Annotated in this window: 22 protein-coding genes and 1 tRNA gene; 14 read left to right on the top strand and 9 right to left on the bottom strand. The window is 66.0% G+C overall.

The features are described from left to right. Positions 1 to 5 precede the first annotated feature (5 nt). Positions 6 to 167, top strand: coding sequence for a cbb3-type cytochrome oxidase assembly protein CcoS (gene ccoS / locus AKL02_RS15570; RefSeq protein ID WP_078520399.1), 162 nt, complete (start codon positions 6 to 8; stop codon positions 165 to 167). A gap of 191 nt (positions 168 to 358) precedes the next feature. Here ccoS and AKL02_RS15565 read toward each other — a convergent pair whose 3' ends face one another. Continuing rightward, positions 359 to 2,173 carry a D-alanyl-D-alanine carboxypeptidase family protein gene (locus tag AKL02_RS15565; RefSeq protein ID WP_408648099.1) on the bottom strand — a complete coding sequence of 605 codons (1,815 nt, stop codon included), beginning with the start codon at positions 2,171 to 2,173 and terminating at the stop codon, positions 359 to 361. 256 nt (positions 2,174 to 2,429) lie between these two features. Beyond that, a complete protein-coding gene (locus tag AKL02_RS15560) occupies positions 2,430 to 3,128 on the bottom strand; it encodes an HAD family hydrolase (RefSeq protein ID WP_083076012.1) in 699 nt (232 codons plus the stop codon). A 120-nt stretch (positions 3,129 to 3,248) separates the two neighbouring features. Here AKL02_RS15560 and clpS point away from each other — a divergent pair, with 120 nt between their 5' ends. The 3 genes from clpS to AKL02_RS15545 all read left to right on the top strand — a co-directional run bounded on the left by clpS (position 3,249) and on the right by AKL02_RS15545 (position 5,593). After that, complete coding sequence (gene clpS / locus AKL02_RS15555) at positions 3,249 to 3,584, top strand: ATP-dependent Clp protease adapter ClpS (RefSeq protein WP_083076189.1); 336 nt, start codon at positions 3,249 to 3,251, stop codon at positions 3,582 to 3,584. A 79-nt stretch (positions 3,585 to 3,663) separates the two neighbouring features. Then, positions 3,664 to 4,743 carry a class I SAM-dependent methyltransferase gene (locus AKL02_RS15550; RefSeq protein WP_083076015.1) on the top strand — a complete coding sequence of 360 codons (1,080 nt, stop codon included), beginning with the start codon at positions 3,664 to 3,666 and terminating at the stop codon, positions 4,741 to 4,743. A 40-nt stretch (positions 4,744 to 4,783) separates the two neighbouring features. Continuing rightward, positions 4,784 to 5,593, top strand: coding sequence for an SDR family NAD(P)-dependent oxidoreductase (locus AKL02_RS15545; protein ID WP_078520396.1), 810 nt, complete (start codon positions 4,784 to 4,786; stop codon positions 5,591 to 5,593). A gap of 3 nt (positions 5,594 to 5,596) precedes the next feature. Here the strand turns inward: AKL02_RS15545 and AKL02_RS15540 are convergent, their stop codons facing one another. Then, a complete protein-coding gene (locus tag AKL02_RS15540; RefSeq protein WP_083076017.1) occupies positions 5,597 to 6,802 on the bottom strand; it encodes an MFS transporter in 1,206 nt (401 codons plus the stop codon). Positions 6,803 to 6,982: 180 nt separating this feature from the next. Between AKL02_RS15540 and AKL02_RS15535 the strand changes: the two genes are divergently transcribed. After that, positions 6,983 to 7,543, top strand: coding sequence for a hypothetical protein (locus AKL02_RS15535; protein WP_083076020.1), 561 nt, complete (start codon positions 6,983 to 6,985; stop codon positions 7,541 to 7,543). Between the two features lie 4 nt (positions 7,544 to 7,547). Here AKL02_RS15535 and hemC read toward each other — a convergent pair whose 3' ends face one another. After that, positions 7,548 to 8,501, bottom strand: coding sequence for a hydroxymethylbilane synthase (gene hemC, locus AKL02_RS15530; protein WP_083076023.1), 954 nt, complete (start codon positions 8,499 to 8,501; stop codon positions 7,548 to 7,550). 99 nt (positions 8,502 to 8,600) lie between these two features. Between hemC and hemE the strand changes: the two genes are divergently transcribed. After that, entirely contained in the window at positions 8,601 to 9,632 is a 1,032-nt protein-coding gene (hemE, locus tag AKL02_RS15525; RefSeq protein WP_083076026.1) for a uroporphyrinogen decarboxylase, read from the top strand. 147 nt (positions 9,633 to 9,779) lie between these two features. Here hemE and hemF read toward each other — a convergent pair whose 3' ends face one another. After that, positions 9,780 to 10,679, bottom strand: a complete 900-nt coding sequence (hemF, locus tag AKL02_RS15520; RefSeq protein WP_083076029.1) for an oxygen-dependent coproporphyrinogen oxidase — start codon at positions 10,677 to 10,679, stop codon at positions 9,780 to 9,782. Positions 10,680 to 10,796: 117 nt separating this feature from the next. Between hemF and AKL02_RS15515 the strand changes: the two genes are divergently transcribed. Further along, positions 10,797 to 11,204: a hypothetical protein gene (locus AKL02_RS15515; RefSeq protein ID WP_083076031.1), complete on the top strand. Its 408-nt coding sequence runs from the start codon at positions 10,797 to 10,799 to the stop codon at positions 11,202 to 11,204. Positions 11,205 to 11,208: 4 nt separating this feature from the next. On the opposite strand, the gene AKL02_RS15510 is transcribed toward AKL02_RS15515, so the two are convergent. After that, positions 11,209 to 11,871 (bottom strand): arylesterase, encoded by a 663-nt coding sequence (locus AKL02_RS15510; RefSeq protein WP_232621641.1) that lies wholly within the window; start codon positions 11,869 to 11,871, stop codon positions 11,209 to 11,211. 40 nt (positions 11,872 to 11,911) lie between these two features. Here AKL02_RS15510 and AKL02_RS15505 point away from each other — a divergent pair, with 40 nt between their 5' ends. Next, positions 11,912 to 12,610, top strand: coding sequence for an ABC transporter ATP-binding protein (locus tag AKL02_RS15505; RefSeq protein ID WP_083076037.1), 699 nt, complete (start codon positions 11,912 to 11,914; stop codon positions 12,608 to 12,610). Next, on the top strand, positions 12,607 to 15,114 hold the full coding sequence (locus tag AKL02_RS15500; protein WP_083076039.1) for an ABC transporter permease: 2,508 nt from the start codon (positions 12,607 to 12,609) through the stop codon (positions 15,112 to 15,114). The genes AKL02_RS15505 and AKL02_RS15500 overlap by 4 nt, the downstream gene beginning before the upstream one ends. A 137-nt stretch (positions 15,115 to 15,251) precedes the next feature. On the opposite strand, the gene AKL02_RS15495 is transcribed toward AKL02_RS15500, so the two are convergent. Further along, positions 15,252 to 15,713 carry a lytic transglycosylase domain-containing protein gene (locus AKL02_RS15495; RefSeq protein ID WP_083076042.1) on the bottom strand — a complete coding sequence of 154 codons (462 nt, stop codon included), beginning with the start codon at positions 15,711 to 15,713 and terminating at the stop codon, positions 15,252 to 15,254. Positions 15,714 to 15,817: 104 nt separating this feature from the next. Then, complete coding sequence (locus AKL02_RS15490; RefSeq protein ID WP_083076045.1) at positions 15,818 to 18,046, bottom strand: heavy metal translocating P-type ATPase; 2,229 nt, start codon at positions 18,044 to 18,046, stop codon at positions 15,818 to 15,820. Positions 18,047 to 18,172: 126 nt separating this feature from the next. Here AKL02_RS15490 and AKL02_RS15485 point away from each other — a divergent pair, with 126 nt between their 5' ends. From AKL02_RS15485 to mnmH, 3 genes are all read left to right on the top strand, one after another. Continuing rightward, on the top strand, positions 18,173 to 18,379 hold the full coding sequence (locus AKL02_RS15485; RefSeq protein WP_078520385.1) for a YgaP family membrane protein: 207 nt from the start codon (positions 18,173 to 18,175) through the stop codon (positions 18,377 to 18,379). 146 nt (positions 18,380 to 18,525) lie between these two features. Beyond that, positions 18,526 to 19,110: a L,D-transpeptidase gene (locus AKL02_RS15480; RefSeq protein ID WP_083076048.1), complete on the top strand. Its 585-nt coding sequence runs from the start codon at positions 18,526 to 18,528 to the stop codon at positions 19,108 to 19,110. Next, a complete protein-coding gene (gene mnmH / locus AKL02_RS15475) occupies positions 19,110 to 20,159 on the top strand; it encodes a tRNA 2-selenouridine(34) synthase MnmH (RefSeq protein WP_078600085.1) in 1,050 nt (349 codons plus the stop codon). Before AKL02_RS15480 ends, mnmH begins: the two co-directional genes overlap by 1 nt. Positions 20,160 to 20,331: 172 nt before the next feature. On the opposite strand, the gene selD is transcribed toward mnmH, so the two are convergent. Further along, entirely contained in the window at positions 20,332 to 22,497 is a 2,166-nt protein-coding gene (gene selD / locus AKL02_RS15470; RefSeq protein WP_083076051.1) for a slr1591 family oxidoreductase, read from the bottom strand. Positions 22,498 to 22,634: 137 nt separating this feature from the next. Here selD and AKL02_RS15465 point away from each other — a divergent pair. Next, positions 22,635 to 22,711: transfer RNA gene (locus AKL02_RS15465), tRNA-Met, on the top strand. A 253-nt stretch (positions 22,712 to 22,964) separates the two neighbouring features. Then, positions 22,965 to 23,630 carry a sulfotransferase family 2 domain-containing protein gene (locus tag AKL02_RS15460; protein ID WP_083076054.1) on the top strand — a complete coding sequence of 222 codons (666 nt, stop codon included), beginning with the start codon at positions 22,965 to 22,967 and terminating at the stop codon, positions 23,628 to 23,630. The last annotated feature ends 23 nt before the right edge of the window (positions 23,631 to 23,653 follow it).

Below are 23,653 nucleotides of genomic sequence, written 5' to 3'. Positions count from 1 at the left end.
CCCTCATGGAGGTTCTTCTCTATTCGATTCCGATTTCCCTGCTGCTCGGTGGGATTGGCCTCGGGGCGTTTTTCTGGTCGCTGAAGAACAATCAGTATGACGACCCGAAAGGCGATGCCGAGCGCATCCTGTCCGACGAGTTCGACGATCACCCGAAGCAGGACTGAGCGCGCGACGCGAGGGCAGGACCGGACGGGCCGAGCCACGCAGAACCGCGCTCGCTTCGTCTTGGCACAAATATCCCCGCCGGAGGCTCCTGTCGGTGCGATCCGCGCGGCGGGTGCCATAAGGTCCGGAAAAAGGAAAAGCCGCGCTGACCAAGCGCGGCTTTTCATATTTTGCCCCTAAGGGAAGACTCTCAGGGGCCGACCACTTTGCAGTCCATAGCGCGAGACTCGAGCCTTGCACAGGCCAGTTGTGCCATGTCTTGGGTCATTCCTACGAAATTCGCCTCATAACCGGTCTTTCGGGTGGCCACTTTGCGCAAAGCTTCGCCCAAAGTGTCGCTTTCCATCAGTGCCGTGGTCAGCATGTGGCGCTCTGCAGCGAATCGCGAACCGAACAGCCCGAGGCTGACACCCCAGTTGCGCCCACCCGAGCTGGAGACGCGGGCGACCACGCGCGGTTTCTGCTCGGGGGCCGGGGCAGGGGTGAGAGCGGCGAGAATGATCTCGCTTTTGCGCTTCTCGGGGGCTGCGGCCATCTGCGCGGTCTCGGGCTGCGGGTCCGTCGACTGCACGAAGCTGGACGGGGCCTTGGCGCCATCGGACTTGCCGTTTTGGTCCAGATCGAGCGTATGTGCCTCGGCCAGCTCCATCGTCTCCGGCTGCGGCTGGGTGGACTGGACGAATTTCGGGCCGTCCGACGCGCCGGGCTCGTAGGAGGCAAGCTGCACGTCGCTCGGCTCTTCGCTGCCATCCGCGCTGGCCTTGCCGGCGGCGACGGCGGCGTCATGCGCCTGCGCCTGTGCCAGCGGGGTGGCCTTGGTCACCTCGGCAGGTAGCGCCTTCGTCGCGTCCGCGACCTGAATCTCGCGCGGGTTGCGCTGCGGGCGGGGGCTTGCGGTGATCTCCGCGCCGATCCCGAGCGTGCCGGCATCGGCCACGACGACATCTTGCGTGTCTGCGGTGCCGTCCTGCGCGCCTTCGGCGACGTCTTCGGGGATGTCGGTGCTCTCATCCACCTGATCGGCTTGCACCGCGGCGGCGAGCGCCATCCAGATCGCATCGCTATCCGCAGTCGGCGCGGTCGGGCGGATATCGGGGCGCGGGCTCTTCTTCGGCGCGAGGTTGGCCATCAGCATCGGCGATTGCGCGGGCTCGATATATTGCGGAATCCGGGGGCGGTTCGTCGGCGCGTTATTCGGAGCGCGCTTGAAGCCCAGATCCAGCAGATCGGCCATTTTCGCGTTGCGCTGCGCGGTCGAAGTGCCGCCGAAGACGGTCGCGATGATGCGCTTGTTGCCGCGCTGTGCCGAGGCGGTCAGGTTGAAGCCCGAGGCCGAGGTATAGCCGGTCTTGATGCCGTCCGCGCCCTTGTAGGCCGCGAGGAATTTGCGGTTCGTCGAATAAACGGTGCGCACTTTCGCATCCGCCGAGCGGCGCGAGAAGATGTTGTAATATTGCGGGTAGTCGAAGAACAGGTGACGGCCCATGATCGTCATGTCATGCGCCGAGGACAGGTGGCCTTTGCGGGTCAGGCCATTGGCATTGACGAAATGGGTGTTCTTCATGCCCAGCTGCCGGGCGGTGCGGTTCATCCGCGCGGCGAAGCCTTCTTCCGAGCCGCCGATGTAATCGCCAAGCGCCGCTGCGGCGTCATTGGCGGATTTGATCGCAGCGGCGCGGATCAGGTAGCGCACGGCGATCTTCTGACCGGGACGCAGACCGAGACGCGAGGGCGGCTGGCTGGCGGCGTGCTTCGTCACGGTGACGATGGAGTCGAGGCTGAACTCGCCATGCTCGATCGCCTGGAAGGTGATGTAGAGCGTCATCATCTTCGTCAGCGAGGCCGGGTGTAGCGGCGTGTCAGCGTTCTTGGAGTAGAGAACTTCGCCCGATCGCATGTCCATGACCATCGCCGCGTAGGGCGCGGCCTGCGCAGCGATCGGCGCAATGAGTGTCAGAAGGATTACGAATAGCCCATCACGGACCCAGCGCATCAGCGTGGTCACGGCTTCACCTATTTCACTGCCTCAATTTGACCCCTTTGCGGTACCGATCTTGAGCCGGTTTCCGGGGTTTATATTAGCGAGAAGCGTAGCACGGGTCTCTCAGGCTGAAAACTCCCTATTTTCAAGCGCTTTCACTGCGACATTCATGCAATACCGCAAGATGTGGTGGGCTGCTCGCGGCGGGCTGTCTATAGGTGGTGTATTCCGGACACGGGCGCGTGAGGTCAGCGGAGCATGACGCCACGCAATGCAGGGCTCAATCGGTGATTTTTGCGATCAGATCGGGCAATGCGCCGAGGTCGGGCAATTCGGCGAAGCGCGGATGCTCCATCGGGGGCTCGGCATGCTCGAAGGCCCATGTCAATTCATGGGGCACATGCACGCCCCAGCCGCCCGCTTCGATCATCGGGATCACGTCGGATTTCAGCGAATTGCCCGCCATCAGACCATGCTCCGCCCCTTCGGCATGGCGCGCGAAAATGTCGGTGTAGACCGGGGCCTTCTTGTCCGAAACGATTTCCACCGCGTCGAACAGATCGCCCAAGCCCGACTGCGCCAGCTTTCGCTCCTGATCGATCAGGTCGCCCTTCGTCACCAAAAGGATGCGGTAGTCGTCCGACAGCGCCTCGATCGTCTCGCGTGCTTGCGGCAGCAGCTCGATCGGGTGCGACAGCATTTCGCGCCCTGCCGCGAGAATCTCCGACAGGATCGTTGCGGGCACGCGGCCTTCGCTGACTTCGATCGCGGTTTCGATCATCGACAGGGTGAAGCCTTTGATGCCAAAGCCGTAATGCGCGATGTTGCGACGTTCCGCCGCGATCAGCCGCTCGGCCAGATGATCGGGCTCGGCGTGGTCGCGCAGCAATTCGGTAAAGTGGTCATGCGTGAGTTGAAAGAAACGCTCGTTATGCCAAAGCGTATCATCCGCATCGAAGCCAATCGCCGTGAGCCGCATGGTCCCGCCTTTCTCGTCACAGGTGTCGAAGGACTTTTCATATGTCACGAAGACCCTATATTCCGCCAGAGCCCCTCAACGATTCCTGATGCCGGAGCGCCCTTGACCGAGCCTCTTTACATGATGTCCGACGACGACCAGGACGACCAGGACGACAGCGACAACGATGCGTCCCTCGCGACCAAGACGCGGCCGAAGACGCAGCGCCCGCCGATGTACAAGGTCATGTTGTTGAACGACGATTACACGCCGATGGAATTCGTCGTCCATATCCTCGAGCGGTTCTTCGGTCTGAACCACGCGCAGGCGTTCGAGATTATGCTGACCGTGCACAAGAAGGGCCTTGCGGTGGTCGGGGTGTTCTCTTTCGAGGTGGCCGAGACGAAGGTGGCGCAGGTGATGGATTTCGCGCGCCGCCACCAGCACCCGCTGCAATGCACGATGGAGAAGGACTAAAGGCCGCCCAAGCGGTTCCTTGCAAATTCAGTCGCGCCCGCCTATTCGGCGGGCTCGTTTCTTTCAGAGGGTTCCCTGCATGAGCCATCCGCGACTTTCGCTCGCTCTCGAGATGCCCGAGGCGCTTCCGCCCGAGGGAGACATCGCGCTGTTCGCGCCCGTGGGCACGCTGGACCTCGGCGGTCTGCCGGTCGATCGCCTCGTCGCGATCCAGCCCGAGAAGCCCGATCATGACGTGCTCGCGCAGCGCGGCGTTCGCGTTTCGCCGAGTGCCGAGGGCAGCTATGCCGCCGCGATCATCTTCGCGCCCCGCGCCAAGGCCGAAGCCCGCGCGCTGATCGCCGAAGCCTGTCAGCGCGTGGCGCCGGGCGGGCCGATCTATGTCGACGGGGTGAAGACCGAAGGGATCGACTCGCTGCTCAAGGAGTTGCGGGGGCGGGTGGATCTTTCCGCGCCGATCGCAAAGGCCCATGGCAAGATCGCTTGGTTCGCCGCAGCACCCGATCTGCTGAGCGATTGGGCGGCGCAGGACATTCACCCGGTCGAAGGCTTTGTGACCCGTCCGGGCGTGTTCTCCGCGGATGCGGTGGATGAGGGCTCGACGCTTCTGGCGGAATGCCTGCCCGATAGCCTGCCGTCGAAAGTCGCCGATCTCGGCGCGGGCTGGGGCTGGCTCTCGGCGCAGATCCTCGCGCGCAAGGGCGTCGAACGGCTCGATCTGGTCGAGTCGGATGCGGTCGCGCTGGACTGCGCGAAACGCAATATCACTGATCCGCGCGCGCAGTTCATTTGGGCCGATGCCACGCGGCATGCGCCGGAAGAGCGCTATACCGCCGTCGTGATGAACCCGCCCTTCCACGGGGCCGCGCGCGGAGCCGATCCGGCGCTGGGGCTGGCCTTCATTCAGGCCGCACGCGGGATGCTGTCGCTCTCGGGTACGCTTTGGATGGTGGCGAACCGCCATCTGCCCTATGCCGACGCGCTCGCCGCCGCGTTCCACGAGATCGAAGAGATCACGCCGCCCAGCGGTCCCTCGACCCGTTTCCGTATCATTCGCGCAGCCAAGCCGATCCCCGCCGGGAAGACCTCGGGGAAATCGGCGGGCATGCGCGCCACAGACGAGCCGAAACGCCGCCTTGCCCCTCGCAAGCGGCGCTAAGCTCGCCTAACCTGCCCCAACATCCACGAGGAGACACCCAATGTCCCTTTCTGTTTCCGGCAAGACCGTCATCGTCACGGGCGCAGCCCACGGTATCGGTCAGGCCATCGCGCGCCATTTCGTCGATCGCGGCGCGCAGGTGATGTTTGCCGATATCGATGAAGAGAAGCTTGCCGCCGAACTCGGCGACACGGCCAAGACCGAAGGACCGGTGCGCTATTTCTCGGGCGATCTGTGCGAGAAGCTGGCGGTGAAGAACCTGCTCTCGGCCACGGTGGACGCCTTCGACCGGATCGACATTCTGGTGAATTGCGCGCGCACCTTCGCGCCCTGCGATCCGCTTGATCCGTCCGTCGAGGTGCTCGATTCGATGCTGTCGCAGAACATGAAATCGGCGTTGCGGGTCAGTCAGATGACCGCGAAGCGGATGATCAAGCAGGCCGAGGATGAAGGGCGCACCGAAGGCGAGATCGGCTCGATCATCAACGTCTCGACGCTGGCCTCGAACCGCACCCAGCCCGAGCTGATGGCCTATTCGATCGCCTGCGCGGCGCAGGATCAGGCGATCCGCTCGCTCGCCGTGGCGCTCGCGCCGAAGCGGATCCGGGTGAACGGCGTCAGCTTCGCCTCGGTGATGAGCCGCTCGCTGCAAGATGCGCTGAAAGAGAATGACGACTGGCGCGAGGCGATCTGCGAAGGCACGCCGCTGGGCCGGATCGCACCGCCGTCGGAGCTGGCCGAGACGGTGCAGTATCTTGCGTCGTCGGGGGCGAGCTTCGTCACCGGGCAGATCATCAATGTCGATGGCGGGCGCAGCCTTCTCGACCGCGTGCAGGTCCCGGCCTTCTAAGGCTCAGGACCGCGCCGCGCGCCGGTCCATCGCCCAGAGTACGCCCGCGCCGGCCACGCCCAGAAGGGCGCCTGCGGCCGCGGCCAGCTCATAGCCCGCAAGCGCCGTGCCGATGGCGAAGATGGCCGCAGAGAACCCATCGCCCGCCAGCTTTTGCAGCGCCATCAGCGAGGCCCCCGCGCCGGGCCGGTTCGACAGCAGATCCTGCAGATAGGCCATCGGCTGGGTCAAAACGACCGCGCCGCCGATCGCGCCGGGCAGGGCGAGAAACCAGACGTAAGGCGTGGGCGCAAGCAGCGGCAGCAGCCCCAGATGGGTTGCGTAAAGCGCGGCCCCGATCCAGATCATCGTGGTGCGTTCGATCCGGCCCAGAACCAGCGGCAGCGCCAGCATGAAGGGCACTTCCAGCCCCGCCATGAGGCCCGCATAAAGCGCGGTATCGGCCGCGCCGCGCCCCGGCGTCGCCTCGAAAACCAGCCCCATCACGACGAGATAGAGCATGATCGACCCGTTGATCGTGCCCAGCGCCACGACGCGGGCGAGGATCGGCAGGTTCGCCATCTCGTGCAGGGATTGCCGGAAGGTCAGCCCAGATTTCGGATCGGGCCAGCGGGTCGCCCCGTCGCGTGGCCAGAACAGGAAGGTCAGTGCGAGGATGCTCGCCCCGAGCGTCAGCGTCACCGGATAGATCGAGGTCAGCGCGGCCCCTCGGTCGAAGACTACCGACCAGATCGGCAGCACCACCACCCAGGGCAGCGCGAAGAGCGCGCGCAGCGTCGAGAGGATCGCGGGGCGATCCTCAGCGGGATGGGTCGAGGCTGCAAGCCTTGAGAGTGCGAAGAGCTGGCCGAAGATCGATGCCGAGAGCGGCAGGATCAGCGCGTTGGCGATCACGAAGACCACCCAGTTGTCGCCCGCCAGCACCAGCCCCGAGCCCACGATCAGCATCGCCGAGGTGCCAAGCGCGATGGCCCTGCGGTTCGCGCGCTGATCGGCGAGGATGCCGAGCCCGACCGAAGCCGAGACCGACAGCACCGAGGCGACCATCAGAACGCCCGAATAAGCGCGGTCCGAGAGGCCGAAGACCTTGATCGCCAGCGCCGAGACATAGGGCCCCATCGTCGCCGCATGGGCGCCGAACAGCACCAGCAAAATGGCGGCGAGGCGCAGAGCAGGATCGGAGAGGACAAGGCGGACCGGACGTAGCATGTCGTCGCTTTGCGCCTTCGGGCGTCCGAGTTCAAGAGGCAGCCGCGAAGCCTTACTCGTGGAGCTACAAAGGCTTAGCGAAATGCTCGGCGAAAAACCGCCACAGGCAGGGAACGACGGCGCTGGAAACCTAGTTCAAAAGGCAGGGCGGGAGAGGTTGTACATGTAAAAGGAAGCATCATGCTCTCGCGTCATTTCGCACTGAAGTTCGACAATGTGATCCGCAATATCCTGCTGCGCGCCGAGGTTCCGCCCGCGCAGGTGACGACCCCGCGGCTGGGCCGTCTGGAAGATGCCGAAACCGCTCTGGAACAGGAGTGCGCCCGCGTGGTGCTGGCGATGCCGCAAGAGGAACGCGGGGTTCTGAGCCTTACCTACGGCCTCAGCGGCCACGCCCCGATCCCGCCGCACCGCGCTGCCGACGTGCTCGGTTGGACGCTGATCCAGACGATGACGATCGGGGAGGGCGCGATCCTGCGGTTGCGCAATGCCAAGTCCGCGCGTGCCGCGTTCGAGCCGCTTCTGGAGGGCCTGCATCCGCGTCTGCTGGCGGCAGCGGACGAGATCTACGAGATGCGTCTGGCCGATGTGCCGCGCAAGCGCCGCGACAAGGTGCTCAAGACCCTCTGGTGCGATATCAGCCCGCTTGAACGCCTTGCGCTGCGCGGCTTCGGCGACGGCGAAATCCCCGAGATGGAGCGGGCGCTGGAGCGCCGCGCCGCCGGTCAGCTTCTGTGCTGAGTGCTCAGCGCCAGTCGAAGAACCCTTCGCCCGCCTGAGACAGCAGATCGCGCGCGAGGTGTTCGCCCATCGCGGCGCCCTCGTCGATATTGCCCCAGCGCTCGCCCGCGAGCGCCTCGGAGCCATCGGGACGCAGGATTTGACCGCGCAGCCAGAGCCGGTCGCCCTCGATCAGCGCGAGCCCGGCAATTGGCGTCTCGCAAGAGCCGTCCAGCGTCGCGAGGAAGGCGCGTTCCGCCAGCAGGCGCTGCTCGGTCACCAGATCATGGATCGGCGCGAGAAGCGCCTCCGCCCGCGCATCGGCCATCCGGCGCTCGATCCCAATCGCACCTTGAGCCACGGCAGGCAGCATCTCCTCGGGAGCGATGGGCCCACGCGCCGAGTCCTCCATCCCCAGACGCCGCAGCCCCGCATAGGCGAGGAAGCTCGCCGCCGCGACGCCGTCCGCCAGCTTCTTCAGCCGGGTCTGCACATTGCCGCGAAACTCAACCAGTTTCAGATCCGGGCGCACATGGGCAAGCTGCGCCCGGCGGCGCAGGCTGGACGTTCCGACCGTCGCGCCTTCGGGCAGGGCCATGATCGAGTCGTATTCGAGGCTGACGAAAGCGTCGCGCACGTCTTCGCGCGACAGGTAGCAATCGAGCACCAGCCCCTCGGGCTGCTCGGTCGGCATGTCCTTCATCGAATGGACGGCGATATCGATGCGGCCATCGACCATGGCCTCTTCGATTTCCTTCGTGAACAGGCCCTTGTTGCCGATCTCTTTGAGCGGCTTGTCCGCCGCGATCATCGCCCGGTCGTCGCCCGTGGTCTTGATCACCACGACCTCGAAAGCGTCTTCGGGCAGACCATGCGCGGCCATCAGCCGGTCTCGGGTCTCATAGGCCTGCGCCAGCGCCAGCGGCGAGCCGCGGGTGCCGATCTTGAGCGGGGATTTCGCATCGGGCATCTGTGTCATGGCCTTGGAATATCCGCGACAGATGGACCTTGCAAGAAGCCCTGCGCTTGACATGACGCCACAGGTCGCGTCGAAGGGGTGCAAAGAGGAGGCGCGAGAATGACCGACAAGACGATCCTGCGAGCTTTGAAAGGCGAAGTGCTGCCGACCCCTCCGGTCTGGATGATGCGGCAGGCGGGGCGCTATCTGCCGGAATATCGCGCGACGCGGGCGAAGGCGGGCGACTTCCTGTCGCTGTGCTACAATCCCGAACTGGCCGCCGAGGTGACGCTACAGCCGATCCGCCGCTACGGCTTCGACGCGGCGATCCTGTTTGCCGATATCCTGCTGCTGCCGCAGGCTCTGGGCGCCGATCTGTGGTTCGTCACCGGCGAGGGTCCGCGCCTCTCGACCATCACCGGGGCAGAGGGTTTCGCCAAGCTCAAGACCAAGGACGACATCCACGAGACGCTCAACCCGGTCTATGAGACCGTCTCGATCCTCTCGGAAGAACTGCCGAAAGAGACCACGCTGATCGGGTTCGCCGGCGCGCCGTGGACCGTCGCGACCTACATGATCGCGGGCCGCGGCACCAAGGATCAGGGCCCGGCCCATGCGCTGAAGGCCGAAGATCGCGAAACTTTCGTGAAGATCATCGACCTGCTGACCGTCTCGACCATCGAATACCTGTCGAAACAGGTCGAGGCCGGGGCCGAGGTCGTGAAGATCTTCGATAGCTGGGCGGGCTCGCTCAAAGGTCAGGATTTCGAGGATTTCGCGGTTGAGCCCGCCCGCAAGATCATCGCCGAGATGAAAGCGCGCTTCCCGGGCCTGCCGGTCATCGCCTTCCCGCGTGAAGCGGGCGAGGGCTATATCGGCTTCCATCAGAAGACCGGCGCCGATTGCGTCGCGCTCGACAATTCGATCACGCCGGAATGGGGCGCCGAGCATGTGCAGGTGTCTGGCTGCGTGCAGGGCAACCTCGCATCCTCGCATATGGTCACCGGCGGTCAGGCCCTGATCGACGAGACGCGCCATGTCGTCAAAGCGTTCAGCAAGGGCCCGCATATCTTCAACCTCGGCCACGGGATCACTCCCGATGCCGATCCGGAGAATGTGGCCCTGATGGTCGAAACGATCCGCAACGGCTGACGCGCGGTTTCAACCGAGAGAGCCCGCGTCCGAGCCTTCGGGCGCGCATCCCTCTCTTCCTCTTGGCGAAAATATCCCGGGGTGAATTCGCGTAAGCGAAGAGGGGCAGCGCCCCTCCAACCTTGGGCCTATGCGCGCTTCAGCCGCTCAGTACCACTTCGCGACGGGCGGCAGGCTCATCAGAACCGCATCCGCGTTATGCCCGGTCTCGAGCCCGAATTTCGTGCCCCGGTCATAGACGAGATTGTATTCCGCATAGAGCCCGCGATGGCGCAGCTGGGCCTCGCGGTCCTCCTCGGACCAATCCTGCACGCGGCGCTTCTCGATCAGCGGTTGGAAGGCGGGCAGGAAGCCCGCGCCCACCGATTGGGTGAAGGCGAAATCATCCTCCCACTCGCCGGTGTTCAGATCGTCATAGAAAATCCCGCCGACGCCGCGCGCCCGACCGCGATGGGGAATGAAGAAATACTCGTCCGCCCAGGCTTTGAAATGGTCGTAATAGGTCTTGTCATGGGCGTCGCAGGCGGCCTGCATCTCGGCGTGGAAATGCGCGGTGTCCTCGTCATACTCAAGACACGGATTGAGGTCCGCACCGCCGCCGAACCACCACGCGCCGGGCGTCCAGAACATGCGGGTGTTCATATGCACGGCAGGGCAATGCGGGTTCTGCATATGGGCGACGAGGCTGATCCCCGAGGCCCAGAAGCGCGGGTCTTCTTCCATCCCCGGCACGCCGCGCGCGGCCATCGCCTTTTGCGCGCGGGGGGCCAGTTCGCCCCAGACGGTCGAGATATTCACGCCGACTTTCTCGAAGACGCGCCCGCCGCGCATCACGCTCATCTTGCCGCCGCCATGGTCCTCGCCGTTCGGCCCCTTGCGCTCGGTGGGCGTCACCTCGAAACGACCCGGCGTCTGATCGGAAAGCGGGCCTTGCGCATGGCTGTCTTCCAGCCCCTCGAACGCCGCCACGATCCGGTCTCGCAGGTCGGAAAACCACTGGCTCGCGCGGGCCTTGCGGGCGTCGAAATCCTCAACCGTGTCAGTCATGCTTAGGGCCTCCCAAATCTCTGGCGTGATCCTTAGCAGGCGCGGGCGGATGCGGGAAGGGCGCGATTGATCGCGGTCGGAAGCGGGCGTAGGCTCGACCCATCAAGGAGATAGCCCATGCGCCACGCCCTCATGCTGATCCCGCTCGTCCTGCTCGCCGCCTGCGGCACGCCGCAGGAGCGCTGCATCCGCCAATCCACGACGGAATTGCGCCGCGTCACCAATCTGGTGAGCGAGGTGCAGGGCAACATCGCGCGGGGCTACGCGTGGCAGAGCTACGAGACCACGTCGAGCCGCTGGGAAATCTGCGGCTACGACACGATCACCAAGGGCGATAAGGTGATCCAGAAGCCGCGCATGTGCCTCGAGGATTACACGGTGACGCGGCAGCGCCCGATCCCGATCGATCCGGCTGCCGAGAAACGCAAACTGGAGGCGCTGCTGAAGCGGCAGGCGGAACTGTCGAAGGCCGCCGAGGCGCAGATCGCGGCCTGCAAGGCGGCCTATCCCGAAGAGGAGAGCTGAGCGCTCAGCTCCCCGTTTTCACCTTCGCCAGAAGCTCCAGAACCTTCGGCCCCAGAGCAGAAACCACCTTCTTCACCCCTTCGGGCGAGGGGTGGATATTGTCGGGCTGCATCAGGTCGGTCTTGGCGCGCTCCTCAATCGGGGTCTCCGTGATCGGAGCGAGCAGGTTGGGCACCAGAACGGCATCGTATTTCTGCGCCAGATCGGGATAGATCGCGTCGAAATCCTTCTGATACTTCGGCCCGAAATTCCCCGGCGCGGGCAGCCCCGCCAGCAACGCCGGAATGCCCTTCGCCTGCAGTTTCGCGAGAATGCCATCGAGGTTCGCCCGGGCCTGTTCGGGCGGCAGCCCGCGCAGCAGGTCATTGCCGCCCAAGGCCACGATCACCGCGTCGGGCTGCGGCGTCAGCAGCCAGTCGATCCGCGACAGCCCGCCCGCCGTCGTGTCGCCCGAGACGCCGCCATTGATCACCTTCACATCCTGCCCATGACCCTGCAGCCAGCCCTGCAGCTGCGGCACCAGCCCGTCCGCCGGATTGTCGAGCCCATAGCCTTGGGTCAGCGAGTCCCCCAATGCGAGGATCGACACCTCGGCCATCGCGGGCCCGGCCCCCAGTGCCAGCCCCGCGGCGATAAAACCCGCAGCGATCCGCTTGCGTATCCCCATCCGCGGCCCATATCCCTTTGAAGCAAAAGAAAGACGGCGCATGAGTGACACGATCCTTGAGTTGAAAGACGCGCGGCTTGCGCTCGATGGAAATACCGGGCCGGTCGAGATCCTCAACGGGATCGACCTGAGCATCGCGAAAGGGGAAAGCGTCGGGCTTACGGGGCCGTCTGGATCGGGCAAATCGTCGCTCCTCATGCTGATGGGCGGGCTCGAACGCGCCACCTCCGGGTCTGTCACCGCTTTGGGCCATGATCTCTCGAAGCTGTCCGAGGATGCGCTGGCGCGGTTTCGTCGGGGTAATATGGGGGTGGTTTTCCAAAGCTTCCACCTCATCCCGACGATGACGGCGCTGGAAAACGTCGCGATGCCGCTGGAAATCGCAGGCGTGGAGCGCCCGTTCGAGCGTGCCGCGGCAGAGCTGGAGGCCGTCGGGCTGGCGCACAGGCTCGAGCATTATCCCAGCCAGATGTCGGGCGGCGAGCAACAGCGCGTGGCCCTGGCCCGCGCGGTTGCCCCCCGGCCCGCGATCCTGCTGGCGGATGAACCGACCGGCAATCTCGACAGCGCCACGGGCGAGACGATCATCGAGATGCTGTTCGACCTTCAGGAGAAACACGGCGCGACGCTGGTGCTGGTGACCCATGCGCCCGAACTGGCCGCGCGCTGCGACCGCATCGTAGAGCTGCGCGACGGCGAAGTCGTGGGCGATCACATCGCAACGGGCACCCTCGCATGAGCCTCGCGCTCTCCATCGCCCGCCGCGAGCTGCGCGGCGGCATTCGCGGCTTCTGGGTGATGCTGCTCTGCCTGATGCTGGGCGTGGCGGCGATCGCCTCGGTCGGTCTGGTGCGCTCGGCCATCGAGCGCGCGCTGTCGGATCAGGGCGCGGTGCTGCTGGGCGGCGACGCGCAATACGAATTCACCTATCGCCGCGCGAAACCCGAGGAGCTGCAATGGATCACCGACCGCGCTACGGCGGTGTCCGAGGTGATCGACTTCCGCTCGATGCTGTCGACCGGCACCGATCCCGCCGACCGCGCGCTGACGCAGGTGAAGGCGGTGGACGGGGCCTATCCGCTGACCGGAAAGCTGCAGCTTGATCCGCCCGTCGCCTCCGATGCGCTGAAGGGGCAAGGCGGTTTGCCGGGGATTTTCCTCGATCCGATCCTCGCCGACCGCCTGGGCCTGAGCCCCGGCGATAAGGTGCAGCTTGGCGGGCAGGATTTCGTGATGATGGCGCGGATCGTGCGCGAGCCGGATTCGACCGGGACGGGGATGGGGCTTGGCCCTCATTCCATCGTCTCGCTGTCGGCCATCGAGAACACGCCGCTCCTCTCGCCGGGCTCGCTTTTCGAGGCGGAATACCGCGCGACGCTACCACCCGACACCGATCTCGCCACCCTGAAACAGCAGGCAGAGACCCGGTTCGATGGCGCGGGCATGCGCTGGTCCGACCGCCGCCGCGCCGCGCCGGGGGCGGAGCGTTTCGTGCAGCGGCTGGGCTCTTTCCTCGTGCTGGTGGGGCTTGCCGGGCTGGCCGTGGGCGGGGTCGGCATCTCTGCCACCGTCGCCGCCTGGATCGAGCGCAAGGCGCCCACCATCGCCACTCTACGCGCGCTCGGCGCGACCGGAAGTACGATCCGCGCAGCGTTCCTGATCCAGCTTTCCGCTCTCGGCCTTGCGGGCATTCTCGCCGGGCTCGTCCTTGGCGCCGGTCTCGTCCTCGGCGCATCCGGGCTGATCGAACGGTCGCTCCCGCTGCCGGTCGAGATCGGCCTCGATCCCGGCCCGCTGGGCGAGGCCGCGCTTTACGGCGCATTGGTCGCGATGCTGTTCGCGCTCTGGCCGCTCTCGCGCATGTCGAAGATGCGCGCGGCGACGCTTTACCGCGACACCGGCGCAGGCCGCCGCCTGCCGGGCTGGCCCACGCTTTTGCTGACGGCGGCGCTTCTGACGATCATCGTCACCGTCTCGGCATGGTTCTCGGGCCTCTGGACTCTGACGCTGGCGAGCCTCGGCGGCATCGCCGTGGCGCTCCTGATCTTGACGCTCGCGGCGAGCCTGATCCGCTGGCTGGCGCGCCGCGCCCAGCATAGCGCCCGAGGCCGCCCCGTGCTGCGCGCAGCCCTTGCCGCGATTGGCGGGCCGCGTTCCGAGGCACACTCGGTCATCCTCTCGCTGGGCCTCGGCCTCTCGGTTCTGGCGGCCGTGGGGCAGGTCGATAGCGGTTTGCGCGGGGCCATCGACCGCGATCTGCCGAAGGTCGCGCCGGCCTATTTCGTGATCGACATCCAGCCCGACCAGATTCAGCCCTTCACCGATCTGCTGGCAGATATGCCCGAGGTGACCAAGGTCGAAAGCGTGCCGATGCTGCGCGGCGTCATCACCAAGATCAACGGCGAGGACGCGCGCAAGACGCATGGCGAGCATTGGGTGCTGCGCGGCGATCGGGGCGTGACCTATGCCGAGACCCCGCGCGAAAAGATCACCGCGGGCGAGTGGTGGCCGAAGGATTATAGCGGCCCGCCGCTGGCCTCCTTCTCGGCCAAGGAGGCGCAGGAGATCGGCCTGAAGCTCGGCGATACGATCACGGTGAATATCCTCGGGCGGGACATCACCGCGAAGGTGACCTCGTTCCGCGACGTGGATTTCTCGACCGGCGGGATCGGTTTCGTCCTGACCCTCGATCCGGCGGCGCTGCGCGGTGCGCCGCATACATGGCTCGCCACGATCTACGCGCCGCCAAGCGCCGAGGCGCAGGTGATGCGCGATCTGGCGGAACGTTTTCCCAATATCACCGCGATCCGGGTGCGCGACGCCCTGCAGCGCGTGACCGATGCGCTCTCGGCCATCGCGCGGGCGACCTCGCTGGCGGCGGGCGTGACGCTGCTTACGGGCTTCGTTGTGCTGATCGGCGCGGCGGCGGCGGGCGAGCGGGAACGCGCCTGGGAGGCCGCGATGCTCAAAACGCTCGGCGCCACGCGCGGGGCGATCCTTGCGAGCTTTGCGCTGCGCTCGGCGCTGATGGGTGCGGCTGCGGGGCTGGTCGCGATCCTGTTTGGCGGGCTCGCGGGCTGGGCCGTGGTCGATCTGGTGATGGGGGCGGAGTTCCATTTCGCCCCGCTCCCCGCGCTTCTGATCGTGGCAGGCGGCGTGATCGCGACGCTGCTGGCCGGTCTCGTCTTCGCGCTGCGCCCGCTCGCAGCCCGGCCTGCGGGGGTGTTGCGCGCGCCTGAATGAGGGCGGCTTCGCTTGGAAAGGCCGGATGCCTCCGGCGGGGATATTTCGGCCAAGCCGAAGAGAGGGCGCTTTGCTTCGCCTTGGTGCAAATATCCCCCGCGGAGCGTCCCTCAGGTTGAGGGCGCGCAGGTCGCGGGTCAGCGCAGCCCGGTTTCGCGGAGCAAGCCGCGCCGTTTTGCCTCGTAGTAATAGCCGCGCGAATACCATTTCACCGCGCGATCTTCCGAGCCGTCCGAGACAAGCCATGCGCCGCGCAGGTATTTCACCGCGTATTTCAGGTTCGTGTCGGGATCGAGCAGGTCATGCGGTTGGCCGCGAAACCCCATGCTGCGCGCGGTCTGCGGCAGGATCTGCATCAGCCCGTAATAGGGGCCGTTGCGGGCATCGGCGCGGTAGCGGCTCTCGCGTTGGACCACGCGGTGGGTGAGGGTGCGCGGCACCCCGTAATGGTCCGAATAGCGGTTGATCAGGGCGCGGATTTCCGGCGTTTCGTTGCGATGCAGCGGCAGCGCATAGGCCGGTTTCGCCATCGGACGCGGCGAGCCGCCACAGGCCGCGAGGGCGCCGAGCGAGAGCAGGAAGAGGCGACGAGTCAGCATGCGGGCGCTCCGGGTGGTGGGTCGCCGTCAGCTAAGCGCCCTCCCTGCCGCTTGGGAAGGGCGGAGTTCCGGCCTCGGCGCGCTCTCGCCGATCCGCGCCCGGATCAGCGCGGGGCGCGGCGCAGGCGCAGCGCGTTGGTGACCACGAAGACCGAGGAAAACGCCATCGCGCCCGCCGCCAGCATCGGGGACAAGCCGGGTCCGCCGAAGGGCACGAGAATACCCATCGCGACCGGGATCAGCGCGACGTTATAGGCGAAGGCCCAGAACAGGTTCTGCCGGATGTTGCGCATCACCGCGCGCGACAGTTCCAATGCCATCGCGACGCCGTTGGGATCGCCGCGCATCAGCACGACCTCGGCGGCCTCGATGGCCACATCGGTGCCGGTGCCGATCGCAAGGCCCACATCGGCGGCCGCCAACGCAGGGGCATCGTTGATGCCGTCGCCCACGAAGGCGACCGGGCCGATCTGGCGCAGGGTCTCGACCGCGTCGCGCTTGCCGTCGGGCAATACTTCGGCCTCGATCCGGTCGATGCCGAGATCGTGGCCCACGGCTTCGGCCGTGGCGCGCGTGTCGCCGGTGACCATCGCCACCTGTTTGCCCGCCTTATGCAGGGCGTCGACCACTTCGCGCGCCTCGGGTTTGATCGGATCCGACAGCGCCATCAGCGCGACGGGGCGGTCGTCGAGCGACATCCAGACCGGGGTTCGGCCTTTCGCGGCCAGCGCCTTCGCACGCTCGGCGTGGGGCGCGATATCCGCGCCTGCCTCTTCCATCGCACCGGCATTGCCGATCCAGAGCTTGGCCCCTTCGGCCTGCGCGCGCAGCCCCTTGCCGGACAGCGCCTTGACGCGTTTCACGGGGGCATGGGCGATGCCGCGCGTCTCGGCCTCGGCGAGGATCGCCCGGGCCAGCGGATGTTCCGAGCGTGCCTCGGCGCCTGCGGCGAGCGCGAGGATTTCCGTCTCGGGCAGATCGGCGAGCGGTTCGAGATCGGTCAGGGCCGGGTGGCCTTCGGTCAGTGTCCCGGTCTTGTCGAAGCCCACGACCGCGACTTCCGAGAGGCGTTGCAGCGCGTCGCCACGGCGGAACAACAGGCCCAGTTCGGCGCCGCGCCCGGTGCCCACGAGAATCGAGACTGGCGTCGCCAGCCCCATCGCGCAGGGGCAGGCGATGATCATCACCGAGATCGCTGCGACGAAGGCATGCGAAAAGCCCATGCCCGCGATCATCCAGATCGCGAAGGTCAGGAGCGACAGCGCCATGACCACTGGCACGAAGACGCGGGTGACCTTGTCGACCAGCGCCTGCACCGGCAATTTCGCGCCCTGCGCGGCTTCGACCATCGCGATGATCCGCGACAGGACGGTGTCGCCGCCGGTCGCGGTGACGCGGTAGCTCAGTGCGGATTCGCCGTTCACGGTGCCGCCGGTGATCGGATCGCCTTCGGATTTCGCGACGGGGACGGGCTCGCCCGTCAGCATGCTCTCGTCGATATGGCCCGCGCCCTCGGCGATTACCCCGTCGAGCGCGACCCGTTCGCCGGGGGCGAGCAGCAGGATGTCGCCCGGGGTGAGTTCCTCGATCGGACGTTCCTCGACTCCGTTTTCGGTCTGCACGCGCGCGGTCTTGGGCTGAAGCCCGATCAGCCGCGAGATCGCTTCGCCCGCGCGGCCCTTGGCGCGGGCTTCCAGCCAGCGACCCAGCAGGATCAGCGTGACGATGGTCGCCGCCGCCTCGAAATAGACGCCCCGCGCGGCCTCTGGCAGAAGGCTGGGCGCAAGCGTGACAAGGGCGGAATAGACAAAGGCGGCGAGCGAGCCCATCGCGACGAGCGAATTCATCTCGGGCGAGCCGCGCAGCAGGGCCGGGACGCCGATGCGCAGAAAGACGCGGCCGGGGAAGGCCAGCACCAGCGCGGTGAGGATCATCTGCACCCACCAGCTAGCCTGCATCCCGATCGTGCTGGCGATCAGGTGATGCATGCCGGGGATCATATGCGCTCCCATCGCGAGCACGAAGACCGGGGCGGTCAGCGCAAGTGCGGTCAGGAACTGGCGCTTGAGCTGGCGCGCCTCCTGCATCTGGCGCTCGGCGGCGCTGGGGCCGTTGGCCATCTCCTCTTTCAGGCGCCCCGGATAGCCCGCCTGGTCGAGCGCGGTCTTGAGGCTCTCGAGATCGGCAGGCCCGTCGAATTCGACATGGGCACTGCGCGCCATCAGGTTGGCCGAGGCGTTTTGCACGCCGGGTTGTGCCATGAGCGCGCGTTCGACCCGCCCGGTGCAGGCGCCGCAATGCATGGCGTCGATGATGAAAGTGGCTTCGCTCATAGGGCGTTATCTGATCCTGCACGGGGCTGCGGTCAAGCGTCGCGCGACATATGCAGGTAATTGAATTTGTCGTGAGGAACTGTTATATCTCCTGACAACGTAACCTTTTTCGTGGAGTGCCCTCGAATGAACCTCGACCGTGCGATTTTTGCCTTTGCTGGCGTGATGATCCTGATCTCGCTGCTGCTGGCCGTTTATGTCTCGATGTACTGGCTGTGGTTCACCGCCTTCATCGGCGCGAACCTGCTGCAATCGGCTTTCACCGGCTTCTGCCCGGCTGCGATGATCTTCGGCAAGTTCGGCATCAAATCGGGCTGCGCTTTCGGTAAGTAATCGACAAAGCGGCAACGATTGGCGCTGGCCTTTTTCTGACCCGAGACCAAATTCTTGAGAGGGTGGGGCGGCTTTGCTAGCCTCACCCTTGGTTTGTGTCGAACGCTTTGCCGGGAGACGTCGCAGGATTTTGCAGGAGTTTGATAATGGATCGCCGCGCTTTTCTTCTCTCGCTGGCCGCCTTGCCCTTCGCAAGCCTGCCCGCCTTTGCCGCAACCGAACCCGCGCAAAGCGTCGAGACCGGGCCGGCCAAGCGCTGGCCGATCGGGTCGCAATACTACCCGACGAAAGTGGCGGTGAAGCCGGACCTGCCGGTGGGCTCGATCATCATCGTCTCGGATAAGTTCTTCCTCTATCACATCGTCGCGCCGGGCGTGGCAATGCGTTACGGGGTGGCCGTGGGCAAGGATGAGCTGAAGTTCCGCGGCACCGCGACGGTGGCGCGCAAGGTCAAATGGCCGAGCTGGACGCCCACCCGCGAGATGATCGAACGCAATCCGGCCTACAAGAAATACGAGGACGGCATGAAGGGCGGGCCGCAGAACCCGCTCGGCGCGCGGGCGATGTATCTCTACCAGAACGGGCGTGACACGGCGATCCGCATCCACGGCACGACAGAACCGGGTTCGATCGGGCACGCGGTCTCGAACGGCTGCATCCGGATGGTGAACGATCATGTCATCGATCTGTTCAACAGCGTTCCCGTCGGCACGCAGGTCACTGTCTACTGATGAAACTTACCTCGATTGCCGAGGTCGCCGCGCTCGATTTCGACACGATCATCGACGTGCGCTCACCTTCGGAATTCGCCGAGGATCATATCCCCGGCGCCATCAACCTGCCCGTGCTCGACGATGAGGAGCGCGCCCGCGTCGGCACGATCTACAAGCAGGTCGCGCCTTTTGATGCCCGCAAGATCGGCGCGGCGCTGGTGGCGCAGAATGCAGCCAAACATCTGCAGGGTCCGTTAGCCGACAAGGAAGGCGGCTGGCGTCCGCTGGTCTATTGCTGGCGCGGCGGGCAGCGTTCGGGGTCGTTCGCGACGATCCTGAAGCAGGTCGGCTGGCGCGTGGAGCTTGTCGAGGGCGGCTACAAGGCCTTCCGGTCGCTGGTGGTGGAGGCCGGGCTTGCCGAGATGCCCTGTCCCGTTGTCGTTCTCGACGGCAACACCGGCACCGCGAAGACTGACATCCTGAAAGCCGCGCGGGCGCAGGGTGCGCAGGTCATCGATCTGGAGGGGCTCGCCAATCATCGCGGCTCGCTCTTCGGGGCGATGGAGGGCGGCCAGTCGAGCCAGAAGGATTTCGAGTCGCGGCTGATCATGGAGATCGCGGCGCTCGATCCGGCGCGGCCGGTGCTGCTGGAGGCGGAAAGTTCCAAGATCGGCGATCTGCAACTGCCCGCCGGAATCTGGGCCGCGATCAAGGACGCGCCGCGCCTGCGAGTGCGTGCGCCGCTGTCGGAGCGGGCGCAGTATCTCGCGCGGGCCTATGCGGATATCACGGCGGATGCCGATCGGCTGCTGGCGGTACTCGATCAGCTGCGGCCCTTCCAACCCGCCGAGCGGATCGCAGCGTGGCAGGCACAGGCCACGGCGGGGGAATATGCGGCGCTGGCGGGCGAGCTGATGCGCGACCATTACGATCCGCGCTATGAGAAGCACCGCGCGCGCCATGTGGAACATGAGCGGGTGATCGAGGCGGAAAGCCTCGCGCCGGAGGCGATCGAAGGCCTGGCAGCGCAGGTGGTGAAAGAGGCGCAGGAGATGGCGGAGCGCTGAGGCCGTGAGCCCTCGGCGCGGGCGACCAGCCCGGGCCGCGCCCGACCCTCCCCCCGGGAGGGCGCATTGGCGATGTCATCGCGAGTAGGAATGTCGTCCGGACTTGCGTGATAAAGCGCCAAGCCACCGACCGGTCAAAGCGCCCACCCAAGGCTCGGGCGCGACCCTTTTCTCACCGCACCCGCAGGAACGCCGGACCCTCCGCAATCACCCCGATCTGCGCGGCGCGGTAGCCTGCCGCTTCCAGCTTTGCCAGAACCTCCGTCGCCTGCGCTGCGGGCACGCTCGCCAGCAACCCGCCCGAGGTCTGCGGATCGTGCAGCAGCTCCGTTCGCGGGCCCGGCGGCGCGGTCATCCGGCCCGCGCAATTGGCGATGTTTTGCGGCAGAAGCGTCGAGTGCTCGCCTGCCTCGGCCAAAGCCTCGGCCCCATCGAGCAGCGGGATCGCGGCGAGGTTCAGCTCTGCCGAGACGCCCGACGCCTCGCACAGACCCAGCAGATGCCCCGCGAGGCCAAAGCCCGTCACATCCGTCGTCGCAGAGGCTATGGGCGCGAGGATCGCGGAGGCCTCGGCAGAGCTGCGCCCCATGCTCTCCAGCGCGCCTGCCACGACGTCGCCCGGCGCGTGTTTCGCCATCTCGGCAGCGAGGATCACGCCCGTTCCAAGCGGCTTCGTCAGGATCAGCACCTCGCCGGGCGTCGCGCCGTCTTGACCCAAAGGCCGCTCGGCCAGCCCGGTCACGGTGAAGCCCAGTGTCAGCTCCGCGCCCATCGAGGTATGGCCGCCCACGAGATCGCAGCCCGCGTCGCGGAAAGCCTCGGACGCCGCGCTAAGCATTTCGCGCAGGGTCCGCGCGCCCAATTCCTCGGATTGGCGGGGCAGGGTGACCTGCGCCAAGGCCGCCTGCGGGGCCGCGCCCATCGCCCAGGCGTCGCTCATCGCATGCAGCGCCACGATCCGCCCCAGCAGCCACGGGTCCTCGGTGAAGGCGCGGACGTGATCGGTGGTGAAGACCTGCGTCTGCGTGCCACAAGACAGCACGGCGGCATCGTCGCCCGGACCGCTCAGTACATCGGCGCGCGCGGGAGCAGGCAGATCGGACAGCGCCTCGCGCAGCGCCTGACCGCCCAGCTTCGCGCCGCAGCCGCCGCACATCGGCTTGCTGCCCAGCACCTCCGCGATCCCCTGCGCGTGCTCGCGGGGCAGGGGCGGCGTCGGCATTGCGGGCAGATCATGGACCTTCGCCATGAATTTGCGGTCGATATGGTCCTTCCAGCGCCAGAGCCACGCGCCGTTCAGCGGCAGGCCCCATTTGTCGGCCACTGCCTGTTTGCCGCCGGTGGAGATCAGCTTCAGATAATCGCGTTGCGGCTGATAGGTCTTCATCGCGCCGCCTGACGCCGCCGCACGCAGGTTGGCGAAAAGGGGCTTCGCTTCGCGCACCGCATAGACGCCCGCCTTGGGGCGCGGCGCGTGGCTGAGATGCGCGATATCGCCTGCGGCAAAGATCGCGGGGTCGGAGCTTTGCAGCGTCGGGCCGACCGTGACGAAGCCGTCGGTCAGATCGAGCCCCGTTTCGGGTAGCCAGTCGGCGGGTTTCGTGGCGCCTGTGCCGATGATGAAATCGGCCTCCGCCGTGCGATCCCCTTCCAGCAGGAGCCGCCCTTTTTCCGCGCCGATCAGCGCCGCGTCGGTCTCGATGGTCACGCCAAGCCGCGCGCAGTGCGCCAGCATCGCGTTCCGCGCGCCGGTGCCAAGCGCGCGCAGCGCCTCGGGGGCTGCCTCATAGACCGTGACCTGCGCCTGCGGCAGACGGTGCGCGCAGGCCATCGCGAGCTCCACCCCCGCCACGCCGCCGCCGACCACGGCGATCTTTGGCGACTCGGGCGGATTGGCGGCGAAAGCGTCCCAGGCATCGGCGAAAGCGTCGAGCGGCTTCGCGGGCGCGACGTGGTCGAGAAAGCCCGGAAGTTGCGGCATCTCGGCCGTGATCCCGATATCGATCGAGGCCACGTCATAGGCGATCGGCGCACGCCCTGGCACTTCGATCAGCCGCCGCGCCCGGTCGATCCCCGTGGCGCGCCCCAGAATCAGCCGCGCGCCCGCATGCCGGGCGAGCTTCACCAGATCGAGTTGCAGCTCGTCGCGGGTATAATGCCCCGCCACATGACCCGGCAGCATGCCCGAATAGGCGGCGGAGGGGGTTGGGTTGATCACGGTCAGCCGCACACCCGGCAACGGGTTCATCCCCCACATCCGCAGCACCAGCGCATGGGTATGTCCGCCCCCGATCAGAACGATATCTCGTGTCAGGGGCAGGGCAGGGGCGGCGTGCATGGTCTCTCCTTTTCCCCTCATGCCTAGCCTTTGCGCGCGGCTTCGCCAATTCCCAATATGCCGCAGCGAAATGGGGGCAATTTTCCCGCAAAACGTCCTTGACTGGACGATCCGCTTTGCCTAGTTAGCCCCCCAGTGGCTAGGTAGCTCAGCTGGTTAGAGCACACGACTCATAATCGTGGGGTCGGGGGTTCAAGTCCCCCCCTCGCCACCACTACTACCCTTCTTGCGGGTCGCGTGCCTTGGTTAGCCGTTCGATGCAGGCACGCTGCCCGGTCTTCGCAATCGCGCAACGCCGATGGCGTCTTGCCTGACGAGAGGACAGCTCGATCGAGGTCTATACGCATAGAAGAGGGCGCCTGTCGGGCCGACGCCTCGCGAAAGCCCGGTTTCTGGCACCGTTCTCCGCGCGCTACGCAAACCGCGCGTCGATCCTGCGTTTACCCAAGGAGCTGCGCGAGATCGCCTTGCATGCGATTTACATGCCAAAGGCCCGTCTGCTCTACGTCAAGAACCCTAAAGCAGCCAGCACGACGATTCTGCGGTTTCTCTACGCTGCGGAATATCGGCGCGCGCATTCGGGCATCGACATCCACGAAGATCCCGCGCTGCCGCATGGAGAGCCGTGGCTGTCGACAGTCGTGGGTGCCTTGTCGTCGCGCGATGCACGCAAGTTTTCATTCGTTCGCGACCCGGTCGCGCGCTGTGTAAGCGGGTTCAAGGACTTCTTCTTACTTCAGACGAACAGCGAATCCGGCCGGCATCTGCCCTATATCACCCGGTTCGGTTTCGTTCCGGGCGGTGATCCGTTCACGAATTTTGACGCATATCTCGATTATCTCGAGGCGATGCTTGCCGTGGAGGCGTGGAGACTGGATGGTCACTTCAGCCGGCAGTTCGACAATCTGCGCCCTGATCTTATCTCCTATGATTTCATTGGAAAGGTCGAGCGGACCGAGCATGATCTTGATCGCCTCGCGGCCCAGCTCGAGCTTGTGCAGATCGAGACGGACGCGCCGGATGACGTGGCGATAAACCGGACCGGCGCCCGATTTACGCCGAATGCGGATCAGATCACGCGAATCCGGGAGCTTTACGCAATCGATTTCGAGACCTTCTATCCGGGCTGCTGACGCAAGATGCGCGGTCGAGCTTT

It is taken from the genome of Thioclava electrotropha (assembly GCF_002085925.2).
Classification (GTDB): Bacteria; Pseudomonadota; Alphaproteobacteria; order Rhodobacterales; family Rhodobacteraceae; genus Thioclava; species Thioclava electrotropha.
This window is presented reverse-complemented; position numbering and strand designations above follow the sequence as displayed.